At 65.9% G+C, this 12690-nt stretch carries 11 protein-coding genes; 2 read left to right on the forward strand and 9 right to left on the reverse strand.

The window, feature by feature from the left end; translation table 11 throughout:
- Window positions 1-34: 34 nt before the first annotated feature.
- Window positions 35-460, reverse strand: coding sequence for a DUF4864 domain-containing protein (locus ACXAGF_RS09615; protein WP_475016488.1), 426 nt, complete (start codon window positions 458-460; stop codon window positions 35-37).
- Window positions 461-731: 271 nt separating this feature from the next.
- Window positions 732-2681 (reverse strand): elongation factor G, encoded by a 1950-nt coding sequence (locus ACXAGF_RS09620; protein WP_475016489.1) that lies wholly within the window; start codon window positions 2679-2681, stop codon window positions 732-734.
- Window positions 2682-3085: 404 nt separating this feature from the next.
- On the opposite strand from ACXAGF_RS09620, the gene ACXAGF_RS09625 reads away from it, so the two are divergent.
- Window positions 3086-4036 (forward strand): phosphoribosylaminoimidazolesuccinocarboxamide synthase, encoded by a 951-nt coding sequence (locus ACXAGF_RS09625; RefSeq protein ID WP_475019249.1) that lies wholly within the window; start codon window positions 3086-3088, stop codon window positions 4034-4036.
- Window positions 4037-4090: 54 nt separating this feature from the next.
- Here the strand turns inward: ACXAGF_RS09625 and ACXAGF_RS09630 are convergent, their stop codons facing one another.
- Genes ACXAGF_RS09630 through metG form a run of 3 tightly spaced genes read right to left on the reverse strand, consistent with a single transcriptional unit; the run spans window position 4091 to window position 7284 of the window.
- Window positions 4091-4939, reverse strand: coding sequence for an MBL fold metallo-hydrolase (locus tag ACXAGF_RS09630; protein ID WP_475016491.1), 849 nt, complete (start codon window positions 4937-4939; stop codon window positions 4091-4093).
- 4 nt (window positions 4940-4943) lie between these two features.
- Window positions 4944-5723 (reverse strand): TatD family hydrolase, encoded by a 780-nt coding sequence (locus ACXAGF_RS09635; protein ID WP_475016493.1) that lies wholly within the window; start codon window positions 5721-5723, stop codon window positions 4944-4946.
- Window positions 5724-5733: 10 nt separating this feature from the next.
- Complete coding sequence (gene metG, locus ACXAGF_RS09640) at window positions 5734-7284, reverse strand: methionine--tRNA ligase (protein WP_475016494.1); 1551 nt, start codon at window positions 7282-7284, stop codon at window positions 5734-5736.
- Window positions 7285-7507: 223 nt separating this feature from the next.
- On the opposite strand from metG, the gene ACXAGF_RS09645 reads away from it, so the two are divergent.
- Window positions 7508-8308 (forward strand): sulfite exporter TauE/SafE family protein, encoded by an 801-nt coding sequence (locus ACXAGF_RS09645; RefSeq protein WP_475016496.1) that lies wholly within the window; start codon window positions 7508-7510, stop codon window positions 8306-8308.
- A 28-nt stretch (window positions 8309-8336) separates the two neighbouring features.
- Here ACXAGF_RS09645 and ACXAGF_RS09650 read toward each other — a convergent pair whose 3' ends face one another.
- From ACXAGF_RS09650 to ACXAGF_RS09665, 4 genes are all read right to left on the reverse strand, one after another.
- Entirely contained in the window at window positions 8337-9371 is a 1035-nt protein-coding gene (locus tag ACXAGF_RS09650) for a DNA polymerase III subunit delta' (RefSeq protein ID WP_475016500.1), read from the reverse strand.
- Window positions 9368-10060, reverse strand: a complete 693-nt coding sequence (tmk, locus tag ACXAGF_RS09655) for a dTMP kinase (protein WP_475016502.1) — start codon at window positions 10058-10060, stop codon at window positions 9368-9370. Before tmk ends, ACXAGF_RS09650 begins: the two co-directional genes overlap by 4 nt.
- Before the next feature lie 179 nt (window positions 10061-10239).
- A complete protein-coding gene (locus ACXAGF_RS09660) occupies window positions 10240-11400 on the reverse strand; it encodes a D-alanyl-D-alanine carboxypeptidase family protein (RefSeq protein WP_475016505.1) in 1161 nt (386 codons plus the stop codon).
- Between the two features lie 62 nt (window positions 11401-11462).
- Window positions 11463-12464 (reverse strand): septal ring lytic transglycosylase RlpA family protein, encoded by a 1002-nt coding sequence (locus tag ACXAGF_RS09665; RefSeq protein ID WP_475016507.1) that lies wholly within the window; start codon window positions 12462-12464, stop codon window positions 11463-11465.
- Window positions 12465-12690 lie beyond the last annotated feature (226 nt).

Consider the following 12690-nt stretch of genomic DNA (forward strand, 5'->3'; position numbering starts at 1 on the left):
TGTCGGCGGACCGATCGGGCTCCGGAAGCCGCAGTCAGATGTCGTGACCGGCCGCCGACGGCAGCATGTGGACGGCATTGATCTTGTAGTTTCCGTCCGGCTGCCGAACGATCTGGTAGATCGCGGTCCAGTCCTTGCCGTCGCCACCGCTGATCAGCACTTCCTGCAGTACCGTGTCACCGCTCACCTTGCTGCGACCGAAGGCGTAGTTGCCCGGACGATAGACCGGCGCGTAGCCGCGTCTGACCATGTCGAAGAACTCCGCTTCGCTCGGAAACCGCTCGCGAATGGTGGGCGAGGCAAAGGAGTAGGCGGCCGTCGCATCGTCCTTGAGGAACGCGTCGATCTGCTGTTCGATGATGTTCTGCGCGGTATCGACCGGCTCCTCTGCCCGCAGCGGCGCCGGGACGGCGAGCGCAATCGGAACCAGGATGGCGAGGACGGTGGCAACGCTTCGCATGGCAAGCACTCCTTCCTATAGAAAAGGTAGGTCATTGCCCGCGACATGGTAGCAGTCCGCCCGCGCCACGCGGCAACATGTTTCCACTGCGCGGCGACCCTCACTTTATGAGGATAAATCAACCAGATCGACCGGGTTCCGAAGGGAACGGACGAGGATCAACTGTTCGTGATCCGACGACCGGTCGGCGTCGCACGTCCTGGCAACGGTGACCATCGACGCCGTCGGGAGAGGGGCCAGGGCTGCGAAGGCGGATTCGCGCGGATCCTTCTCAATTGCCATGTGGAGTGCCGTGGGCGGTGACGATCGCGTCGGCCTCCTTGCCGTAGAGCTCTTCGAAGTGATCAAACGCCTTGGAGAAGTAGCCGATCCCCTGGGTTGCCGACCGAAGCGACCGCGACAGGTCCTCGAGGGCGCTGCCGGGCACCAGCGCGCGAAAGGTATCCCAGCCCTTCGCGGCCTCGTCCCGGTCGAAGCCCAGCACCTGTCCCTTGAGCGAAGACACGATCTGGACGAGGCCGCCGGTATAGATCGAGGGGATATGGATCTCGACACGAATGATCGGCTGCATCAGCACCGGCGTTGCCTGCGACAGCGCCTGGCGGACGCCCATTTTGCCGGCGGTGCGAAAGGCATAGTCGGAGCTGTCGACGCTGTGGTGCTGCCCGTCCGTCAGCGTCACGCCGACGTCGATCACCCCGAAGCCGAGCGGGCCCTTGTCCATCGCCTCGCGGGCGCCCGCCTCGACGGCCGGAATGTAGTTCCGTGGCACGGCCCCGCCCTTGACGACTTCGGCAAAGGAGAAGCCGCTGCCGCGCTCGGTCGGGTGGATGCTCAGCTTCACGTCGGCGAACTGCCCGGCGCCGCCGGTCTGCTTGCGGTGGCGGTAGTGTACATCGGACGGTTTGGAGATCGTCTCGCGATAGACAGGGCTGGGCGGCTGGTCGGTCACGGTGATGTGGAAGATGTCCGACAGCGTCTTGCAGAGTTCGCGCAGATGCAGCGGCCCCTGAATGCTGACGAGGTAGGCGCCCGACCCTTCCTCCTGCGTCACCAGCAGCGAACGGTCGGTCTCGGCGATCTTCGCCAGCGCCGCCGACAGCTTGGTCTCGTCGCGCTCGTTGCCGGGCTGAAGGATCCGGTCAAGCATGGGCGAGGGGGGTGTCGTCCAGTCGGGGGGCGGCAGCGCCTGCCCGCCGGCGAGCAGGGCGGGCACCATCAGCCGGTCGGACTTCACCGTTGCAAACACGTCGCCCGGCGCCGGGCCGTTGGCGAGCGGGCGGCCGGCCATCGGGTCCTGCAGGCTGCCGAGGGTATAGTCGGCCTGGGCGGCCTGCTTCACGCCGTTCAGGGCACGGGCCAGCACGGTCTTGCCGATGCTCGGCCGCTGGAAGGCGTGGAACGTCACCGCCCCAAGCTCGTCGACCGCCACGCCGGCCGCCTCAGCCAGCCGCCCGCGCAGCGCCGAGACCGGCGGGGCCTCGTGACGCAGCGCCTTCATCAGCCGCTGGATGCCGTTGTTGTGGCTGGCCGAGCCAATAAAGACGGGCGTGATCTTGTTTTCCTTCAGGATCCGTGAGGCGATCGAATAGACGGCCGCGCTGTCGGGCTCCCGGTCCTCGATCAGTTCCTCCAGCAGCCAGTCGTCGTATTCGGACAGATGTTCCAGCAGTTCCACGCGTGCCTCGTGCTCGCGCACGGCGACGTCGTCGGGGATGGCGACCAGCGACGAGGTCTGGCCGTCGCGGTAGCGCCAGGCCCGCTCGGAGATGAGGTCGACGCTGCCGACCACGGTTTCGCCCTCGCGGATCGGCACCTGCCGCAACACCAGGGTGTGGCTGGCATAGTCCTGCAGCGCCGAAATCACGTCGCGGATCCGTCCGCGCGGCTCGTCGATATGGTTGATGAAGATGATGCAGGGCGTTCCGGAGGCTTCGATCACGCGCAGGAACGGCGCTGCGAGCACCGCTTCCTCGGGTGCGGGCGAAACGCAGAGAATGCAGGCGTCGCTGGCCAGAAGCGCCTGCTGCGCATGCGCAAGCGCCTCGATCGAGCCCGGCATGTCCAAAGCGCACCACGGCTCGTCGCCATAGTCGAATGCGAGCAGGTTCAGTCCGTATGGAGAGGTCGCCTTGCGCGGCGGGCTATCCAATGCCCCGAGTCTTTCCGCTAGCGTCGATTTTCCGGTCTGCGACGGTCCTACGACGGCAAAACAGCGCATCGGCATTCCTCCCTTTGCCCGGTTCGCGTTTTTCTCCCTGAAGACAAGGATGACGCGAACCCGTGCGAAGCGCCAGAGAGAGTTCGCTTTTTCTTGACCGACGGATCGGCTGGCGGCCCCGCAGCCGCACATATTGCCGGTTCCATCGCGTCGATGCCGTGATCTGTAGCCGTACCGAAAAGCGGAACTGGAGATGATCTGATCAGCGCCGCGCGCATCGGGCGCTCTGGGGAAGGCCGGCTCACGCGGCTACACAGCAAGATCACATAAGATAGATTATGGAACTGAAGGCCGTTTCCGTTCGCCTTTTGGGCGGCCTGGCTACGCCCCCGACTTGACCTTCGGCGCCGTGCCTGCTTTAGCCCTGCCATCCTAGTTCCAGCGAGGCCCGTCCGATGAGCGAACTGCGCGTGCTATCCGATGCATTCATTCCCGAACTGCCGGGCTACTACAAGGGCAAGGTGCGTGAGAACTACGACCTGGCGGACGGCAACCGGATCATCATCACCACGGACCGTCTGAGCGCCTTCGATGTCATCCTGACGTCGATCCCGTTCAAGGGTCAGGTGCTGACCCAGACCGCACGCTACTGGTTCGAGCAGACGGCCGACATCTGCCCGAACCACGTCCAGGCCTATCCGGACCCGAATGTCGTCGTCGGCACGCGGCTCGACATCCTGCCGGTCGAGATTGTCGTGCGCGGCTATCTTGCCGGAACGACCAGCACCTCGATCCTGACGAAATATCGCAACGGCGAGCGCGAAATGTACGGTATCCGGCTGCCGGACGGCCTGCGCGACAACGAGAAGCTTCCGCAACCGATCATCACTCCGACCAGCAAGGCCTTCGACGGCGGCCATGACGAGCCGCTGTCCGGTGCGGAAATCCTGGCCCAGGGCCTGCTGACGTCCGAGCAGTGGGAAACGGTATCCCGCTACGCCATAGCGCTGTTTGCCCGCGGGCAGCAGCGTGCCGCCGAGCGCGGCCTGATCCTCGTCGACACCAAGTACGAGTTCGGCACCGACAAGGACGGACGCATCGTACTCGCCGACGAGATCCACACCCCCGACAGCAGCCGCTACTGGATCGCCGACGGCTACGACGAGGCCTTTGCCGCCGGCGCCAGGCCGCAGAGCTTCGACAAGGATTTCGTGCGGGCCTGGGTCACCGAGCGCTGTGACCCTTACAAGGATCCGATTCCGGAAATCCCGACCGAGCTGATCGAGCAGACCTCGAAAGTCTACATCCGCGCCTACGAAACCATCACCGGCAGGAGCTTCGTTCCCGACCTGTCCGGCGCCACCGTGCTCGACCGGATCCGAGCGAATCTCGCGCCCTACCTCGATAGAAAATAGGCATTTAAAAACATGCTGTTGCAACTAATTCTTGAACAGTCGTAACCGGTACCGCTAGGCGCCGCCGGCCGGCTGCTGCGCCAGCACCTCGTCGGTGACGTCGAACTCGACGGCCATTTGGTCGTAGCCCGGCTCCACATGGTCCGGCGTCTCGCCCATCACCCTGTCATAGTCGAGTGGCGTGTGCATGTGGGTGAGCACCGCGCGGCGCGGTGCGAGCCGTCCGATCCATTCCAGCGCCTCGCCGAGCGACAGATGGCTGGGATGCGGCCGGTACTGCAGCGCATCGATGACCAGCAGATCGAGCCCGCCGAGCCGGTCGGCCGTTTCCTCGGGGAACGCGCTGACGTCGGTGCAGTAGGCCACCTTGCCGATCCGGAAGCCAAGCGAATCGATCGAGCCGTGGATCAGCCGAAGCGGCTCGAACCGCAGCGCCCCCCCTGCTCCGTCGATGACGATCGGTTGCTCGGCCGGTTCGATCAGGTTGGCTGTCACGATTGGCGGATAGAGACTGCCGGGCGGCGTTTCGAGGCAGTACGGAAAGCCTTCGCGGATCCGTGCCATCGTCAGCACGTCGGCCCAGATCGGAATCTGCTTCCGGCTTTTCTGCACGAAGCCGCGGATGTCGTCGATGCCGTGCACGTGGTCGGCATGGGCATGGGTGTAGAGGACCGCGTCGAGTGACCCTACCCTGGCGGCGATCATCTGTTCGCGGAAGTCGGGCCCGGTATCGACCACGACCGTGGTGCTGCCGGCCGGACCGATCTGCTCGACCAGGAGAGCGGCGCGCGTGCGACGGTTGCGCGGGTTGTCGGGATTGCAGTCGCCCCAGTCGCCGGTGATGCGTGGCGTGCCGGGCGAGGAGCCGCAGCCGAGGATCGTGAAACGCCGGCGGTATGACACGGGCTCAGACCCTCGGCATCTTGGCGAAGACCCGGAAGGCGTTTTCGGTGGTGATCGTCGCGATCTCGTCGTGCGTCATGCCCAGGGTCTCGGCCAGCACCGCAGCCGTGTGGGCTACGAAGGCCGGTTCGTTGCGCTTGCCTCGGAACGGCCTCGGCGCCAGGTACGGCGCGTCGGTCTCGACCAGCATCCGCTCCAATGGCACCGTTCTTGCGATCGCCCGCAATTCCTCCGACTTCGGGAAGGTCAGGATCCCGGAGAACGACACGTAGCCGCCGAGTTCGACGCCGATCCGCGCCAGTTCCGGACCGGACGAGAAGCAGTGCAACAGGAAGGGGAAGGCCCCCTTCCCGCATTCCTCGGTCAGGATCGCCGCCATGTCCTCGTCGGCCGAGCGACTGTGGATCACCAGTGGCAGGCCGGTGCGTCGGGCGGCGGCGATGTGGGTGCGCAGCCCCTGGGCCTGCGCTGCGCGCGGGGCATTGTCGTAGAAGTAGTCGAGCCCTGCCTCCCCGATCGCGACGACGCGCGGGTGCTCGGCGAGCCGTACAAGCTCGTCGACGCCAATGTCGAGCTCCTCGTCGGCGTTGTGCGGATGGGTGCCGACCGAGCAGAACACCGACGGGTACTTCTCGGCGATCGCAAGGATCGTCGGAAACGCCTTGACCCGCGTCGAGATGGTGATCATCTGGCCGACGCCGGCGGCGTGGGCGCGGTCGATGATCGCGTCACGCTCGGTCTCGAAGTCGGGGAAGTCCAGATGGCAGTGGGTGTCGATCAGCATCCGCTTTTCCTCAGGTCTCCGGCGCCACGTAGCGCGGAAACACCGGCGTCGGCGCCTCGAGCGCCGTACCGCTTGCAAGCCGGCCTGCCTCGCCAAGAGCGGCGAAATCGCGCCGGTCCGACGGCGCGGCGACAAGGTCGAGCAACTTGCCGGCCGATCCCGGCATGAACGGCTGCAGCAGGATCGCGATCTGGCGCACCACCTCCGCCGTCACATAGAGCACCGTGCCCATCCGCTCCGGATCGGTCTTCTTCAGCGCCCATGGCGCCTCGCCGGCAAAATAGCGATCGGCCTCCGATACGACGGCGATGATCGCTGCGAGTGCGCGATGGATCATCAGCTTGCCCATCTCGTCGCGGGTGATCGCGTGCAGCGCATCGGCCGACGCCAGCATCGTCAGGTCGGCCTCGGTCAGCGGACCGCAAACCGGGATCTTGCCGTCGCAGTTCTTGTAGATCATCGACAGCGACCGGCTGGCGAGGTTGCCGATGCCGTTGGCAAGGTCTGAATTGATGCGGGTCGCGATCCCCTCCTCGCTGTAGCTGCCGTCCTGGCCGAAGGACACCTCGCGCAGCAGGAAGAAGCGGATCTGGTCGAGCCCGAAGTGCTCGACGAGGTTCACCGGATCGACGACGTTGCCGAGCGATTTCGACATCTTCTCGCCCTTGTTGAGCAGGAAGCCGTGGGCGAAAACGCGCTTGGGCAACGGCAGGCCGGCCGACATCAGGAAGGCCGGCCAGTAGACGGCGTGGAAGCGGATGATGTCCTTGCCGATCATGTGGATGTCGGCCGGCCAGTACTTCGCGCGCGGACCGTCCGGATTGGTCAGGTAGCCGGTGGCGGTGATGTAGTTGGTCAGCGCGTCGACCCAGACATACATCACATGCGCCGGGTCGTTCGGCACCTTGATGCCCCAGTCGAAGGTCGTGCGCGAGACCGAGAGGTCCTTCAGGCCGGACTTGACGAAGGACATCACCTCGTTGCGCCGCTCGCTCGGGCCGACGAAGTCGGGCTGCTCCTCATAGAGCCTGAGCAAGCTGTCCTCGTATTTCGAAAGGCGGAAGAAGTAGCTCTCCTCCTCCACCCATTCGACCGGCGTGCCCTGGGGGCCGTAGCGCACGCCGTCTTCGCGCAGCTCGGTCTCCCCTTCCTGGTAATAAGCCTCGTCCCGGACGGAATACCAGCCGGAATAGCTGTCCTTGTAGATGTCGCCGGCGTCGGCCATCCGCTGCCAGATGATCTGGCTTGCCTCATGGTGGCGGCTTTCGGTGGTGCGGATGAAGTCGTCATTGGACGCATTCAGCAGCACCGCCATGTTCTGGAACAGCGCCGTGTTCCGGTCGGCGAGCTCCTGGGCGGTCATGCCTTCCCTGCGCGCCGTCTGCTGCATCTTCTGGCCGTGCTCGTCGGTGCCCGTCAGGAAAAACACGTCGCGTCCGTCCAGCCGCTGGAACCGCGCCACCGCGTCGGTCGCGATCAGTTCGTAGGCGTGGCCGATGTGCGGCTTGCCGTTGGGATAGGCGATTGCCGTCGTGATGTAGAAGGGCGAGGTATCTGTCATGTCCGGAGCTTGGCCTGTTTTCTCTGTCGTGGTCGCAGCTATTAACCCATGCCGCAGTTGAGGGAAACACCAACTTTGCGCCTCTGGCTCGAGCGCGCCGCGCGGACGCCGCTTGCTTGACAGGCCGCAACCCGGCCACTAACCATTTCGGCAATCTCGACCTGCTTCGTGGGCATGGACCTTCGATCATGGTTCGGCAATCGAAGCGTGAGGGTATCGCTGATTGGAATTCTGGTCCGCATTTGATCCGCTGTTTTCCGTCGCCGGTTTCTTCGTCGGCCTGCTCGTGGGCGTCACAGGCGTTGGCGGCGGTTCGCTGATGACGCCGCTGCTGGTCCTCCTCTTCGGCGTGCACCCGGTCACCGCCGTGGGGACGGACCTGCTCTACGCAGCGATCACCAAGTCGGCCGGCACGCTCGTGCATGGCCGCAACAAGACGATCGACTGGCGCGTGGTCGGCCGGCTGGCCGCAGGCAGTCTGCCAGCCGCGGCCCTGACCCTCTGGCTGATCTCCGGCATCAACCGCAACAGCATCGCCGCCGTCGCGACCATCACCATCGCGCTCGGCTACATGCTGATCCTGACCGCGGTCCTGCTGATCTTTCGACGCCAGATCATCGACAAGATCCGCGAACTGATGCGCCACCGGCCCCCGGTCGCCCCGGAAACGGTGGCGGTGCTGACGGTCGTGCTCGGGCTGACGCTCGGGACCCTGGTGACACTGACCTCGGTCGGTGCCGGCGCGCTCGGCGTCACGGTCCTGCTCGCGCTCTATCCGGGCCTGCACGTGCGGGAAATCGTCGGCTCCGACATCGTCCACGCCGTGCCGCTGACGCTGCTCGCGGGCATCGGGTACTGGGCCATCGGCGAAGTCGACTGGCAGATGCTGGTCACGCTGCTGATCGGCTCGATCCCGGGGATCGTCATCGGCAGCCATTTCTCGCCGCGCCTGCCCGACCGGCTGATCAGCATGATCCTCGCGATCACGCTCGCGCTGGTCGGCTCCAAGCTCGTGTTTTCCTGAAACCGCGGACGGTCGAACGCGCCGCCAGTCAGGACGCCTGCGCCGCGATCTCGTCGAGAATCTCGATAACGGTCTGCTTGCGATCGAGATTGTAGGCGTCGGCGGTGCCGATCTTTTCCGTCAGCGCGGTCGACAGTCGCGCCATGCGCTCGGCCGCGATCACGTCGCCCTGCAGGGCCGCGGCCCTCGCCTGGCGCACGACATGGTCGACGGCCTGGCCGCAGAAGAAGGCGTAGAGCGTGTCGCCGTCCCTGGCGGCCAGCACGTCCGCCAGCTTGTGGACGTCCTTGCGCGGTGCCCCGCCCCGGCCGTCAACGATGGCCCGGAAAGCCTCGAGGATGTCGAATCCCCCGTAATTGATCAGCTTCAGCGCAGTCGCCACGCTGCCGTCGGCCGCCGCAAGCAGTGGCTCCGCCTTGGCCGGCGGCGGCGCCACGCCGAGATTGGCGAGCGCCTGGCCGAGATCGTTCTCGGACAGCGGCGAGAGCGTCACCGGCAGGCAGCGCGACCGGATCGTCGGCAGCAGCTTGCCCGGAGCATGGGTCAGGACCAGAAACAGAGAATTCCGCGGCGGCTCCTCGAGGATCTTGAGGATGGCGTTGGCGGCATTGCGGTTGAGGTCGTCGGCCGGATCGATGATGGCAATGCGCCAGTTGCCCGTGCCCGAGGTCTGGGCGAAGAACTTGCCCGCGCGGCGCACCTCGTCGACGGTGATCGCCGCCCGCACCTTGCCGGTCTTCTCATCGACCGGGCGCATCAGGTGCAGCAGATTGTGCGAGGCGCCCGAGGCGATCTGGCGCGCGAGCGCGGAGCGCGGGTCCGGATCGGCCATCTGGTCGGGCGCCGACAGCGGGTCCGGATGCGACAGCACGTGCTGGGCGAAGCGGAACGCCAGCGTCGCCTTGCCGATGCCCTCCGGCCCTTCGATCAGGATCGCGTGGTGGCCCTTCCCCGAACGATAGGATTGCGCCAGGAAGTCCTGGGCGGCGTCGTGGCCGAACAGCCGCGTCTGTTCGGCCGGTGCGACCGCTCCGTCGAGCACGCCGGGCTGGTCGAGGCTCACGTCGCGTCCTCCGGAAAGGCCACCCGCCCGCGTCGCTGCAGCGGCAGCAGGGGCTCGACGATCGACAGCACCTGGCGGGCGATGTCATCGCGCGTGCGCGTCGCGTCGATGACGCGGCAGCGCAGCGGCTCGCGCTCGGCAAGGTCGAGGAACGCCTCGCGCCGCTTTTCATGCGTTTCGAGTTCCTCCTTCTCGAACCGGTCCGGCTCGCCGGCCTCCGGCTGGAGGCCGCTGCGCTGGCGCGCGCGCTCGAGACCAATGGCCGCGGGAAGGTCGAAGATCAGCGTGCAATCCGGCATCACGCCGTTGACGGCGATGCGCTGCAGCCCCTCGATGAATTCCGGCTCGAGATTGCCGGTGATGCCCTGGTAGACGCGCGAGGAATCGAGAAAGCGGTCGCACAGCACCACCTTTCCGGCCTTGAGCGCCGGCCGGATGACCTGCTCGACGTGATCGCTGCGTGCGGCGGCAAACAGCAACGCCTCCATCCGCGTGCCGTAGCGTTCGGCCGCGCCGGAAAGTATCACATGACGGACGGCTTCGGCGCCCGGCGAACCGCCGGGTTCGCGCGTGACGACGACGTTCTGCCCGCTTGTCCTCAAAGCCTCCGCCAGCAACCGGATCTGGGTCGACTTGCCGGCCCCCTCGCCGCCCTCGAACGTCACGAACAATCCGGTAAAACCAGTCAAGCCAGCCAATCCAACTTCCGCTTCCGGCGCGCCGCGCCTGCCCCTTGCCCGTTTCGCCGGGCGATTCGTTCCCTTCTAGCGCATAACCCCCGAAACGGAAAATGCATTCACCGCGACCGCCTTGGCACGAGGCGACGCGACGGCCCCGAGCGGCCGCCGGCACGGTTCGTCGGGCGGAGCTACAGCCAGAAGAACAGCAGTTCCTGCAGGGCATCCAGTGCGCGGCTTGACAGCGTGCCGACCTCGACCGGGGCCGCGGTCTCGAGCGGCACCTCGCGCAGGAACTGGTCGCCGTTCCAGATCCGCAGCACGCCGAGCTGCGCGCCCGGGGCGATCGGCGCCCTGACCGGCCAGGGGTAGACCACGCGCGCGGTCAGACGCTGGGTATTGCCGATCGGCAGCAGAACGTCGACATCGTCCCGCGTCAGCAGGGCGACATGGCCGGCGCTGCCGCCATAGACGCTGGCCTCGGCCACCGTCTCGCCCGCCTTGAACAGCGTCTTCGAGGCAAACGCGCTCAACCCCCATTCGATCACCCGTCGCGCCTCGTCGATGCGTTCCTTGTCGCTCGAAAGACCGCTCATCGCGAGGAACAGCCGCCGACCGTCCCGCTGCACCGAGGCGACGATGCCGTAGCCGGCGTCCTCGGCAAACCCGAGCACGAGCCCATCCGCGCCGATGTTCAATGCCAGCAGCGGGTTCTTGTTGCGCTGCTTGATCTTGTTCCACTCGAACTCGGGCTCGGCGTAGTAGCGGTAGAACTCCGGATAAGTCTGCTGCAGGTGCCTGGCGAGGACGACCAGATCGCGCATGCTGATCCGGTTTCCCGGCGCCGGCAGGCCGGTTGCGTTGTCGAAGTTCGCGCGCGTCAGACCGAGCGCCCGGGCTTCATTGTTCATCCGCGCGGCAAAGGCGGCTTCCGAGCCGGCCATGCCCTCGGCGAGGATGATGCAGGCATCGTTGGCGGTCTGGACCGCCACACCGCGGATCAGGTCCTCGACCCGCACCTGCGAGTTCAGCGCGGCGAACATGGTGGCCGTGCGCGAGGGCGCGCCGCCGGTGCGCCAGGCGTACTCCGACACGGGATAGGTCGTCTCCAGCGAAATCTCGCCGTCGCGCACCGCCTTGAACACGACGGCGAGCGTCATCGCCTTCGCCAGCGAGGCGGCGGTGACGGGCTCATCCTCCTTGCGCGCGAACAGGATCGTGCCGGTGCCGGCGTCGATCAGGTAGATCTGCTTGGCCTTGGTGTCGAAGCCGGCCGCTCCCGCAACCTGCGCTGCGGCGGCATTGGGCGGGAGCAAACAGAAAAGCAGGACGACAAGGACGCGGAAGGACATGGAGACTCCGAAATGCGCCCTAGCGTCCTACACTGGGGCGGTTTCGGCAAGACGCTATCGGCTCAACCGGCATCCCCGGACGACAGCGCGACCAGAGAACCGTCCTCGACATGGAGGATGGCGTCGAAGGAATCGACCGCCCGCGGGGCGCGCGGCGGCGCCGCATAGGCGGCAGCATAATAGGCGTCGTCCCCCGGCATCGGCATGTAATCCGGGCGCTCGGCCGGTATCGGCCCGACCTCGGGCAGAAGTGCGAACTGGCCGTCGATCGCGGCGACCGGCGCACTCGGACGCGGTTCGGCGGCCAGCGCGGTCATGCTGCTGCCGGAGTTTGCGGCCGGACGTTCCGCAAAGGTCGGGATCGCGACCGGTCCGGCCGAGGCGACCATGACGCCGGTGGCGATCTGGCCACCCGGATCGACGGCCGGAGCACGCGATCCCTTGGGCACATAAGACGCCATCAGATAGGGCATATCGTGTCCGTGCAGCGGCGCCTTGCCCACATACTGCACCCGGACCTTCGCCGTCCCCTTCCCCTTGACGTGCAGCATCTCGGCGGTCTTCGAGGACAGGTCGATGATGCGGCCGTTCGAGTAGGGTCCGCGATCGTTTACGCGCACGACCACCGACGAGCCGTTCTCGAGATTGGTGACGCGCGCGTAGCTCGGCAGCGGGAAGGTCGGATGGGCCGCGGAAAGATGATACTTGTCGTACACTTCGCCGTTTGCGGTATTGCGGCCGTGGAAGGCCGATCCGTACCACGAAGCCATGCCGACCTTGTCATAGTCGGGGTCTTCCTTCGGCTTGTACCATTTGCCGCGCACCTGGTAGGGCTTTCCGACCTGGTAGCGCCCTCCCCCCTTGGGCACGGCCTGGCCTTCCTGCACCACAAGCGGGCTCGCCTTCACGCCGTATTCGGACTCGGCAAAGTATTCCTTGCTGCGCACCGTCTTCTTGGCCGTCTCGCTGCTGGTGTTGCAGGCCGCCAGCCCCGCACACATCATCGGAATCGCAGCCATGCGCATCGCCCTGCGCATGGCGGCTGCCAAGATTAGACTGTCCATCTGTCCCACGCCGCTATTGTCCCCGTTCGAATCCGCTTCGGGTCGATCCGTCCCCACGACCCGCAGCCTCTAATCCGAGCGCTCTAAGCAATACGTTAATCATGACATGAAGATGGCGGAAAGGCGCCAACATCTTGGCGTAAAACGCGCCGGGCGCGAAGTAATTCGCATTATGGTTAGCAATTTATTAAAATTGAAGCCGGAGGCGCCGGTGTCTGACAGAGTT

The organism is Mycoplana sp. ABR4_002 (assembly GCF_056159645.1).

Coding starts and splice junctions, on each gene's coding strand:
- ACXAGF_RS09615 (WP_475016488.1), bottom strand. CDS start 460: ATGCGAAGCGTTGCCACCGTCCTCGCCATCCTGGTTCCGATTGCGCTC.
- ACXAGF_RS09620 (WP_475016489.1), bottom strand. CDS start 2,681: ATGCGCTGTTTTGCCGTCGTAGGACCGTCGCAGACCGGAAAATCGACG.
- ACXAGF_RS09635 (WP_475016493.1), bottom strand. CDS start 5,723: ATGCTGATCGACACCCACTGCCATCTGGACTTCCCCGACTTCGAGACC.
- metG (WP_475016494.1), bottom strand. CDS start 7,284: ATGACAGATACCTCGCCCTTCTACATCACGACGGCAATCGCCTATCCC.
- ACXAGF_RS09660 (WP_475016505.1), bottom strand. CDS start 11,400: ATGTCCTTCCGCGTCCTTGTCGTCCTGCTTTTCTGTTTGCTCCCGCCC.
- ACXAGF_RS09665 (WP_475016507.1), bottom strand. CDS start 12,464: ATGGACAGTCTAATCTTGGCAGCCGCCATGCGCAGGGCGATGCGCATG.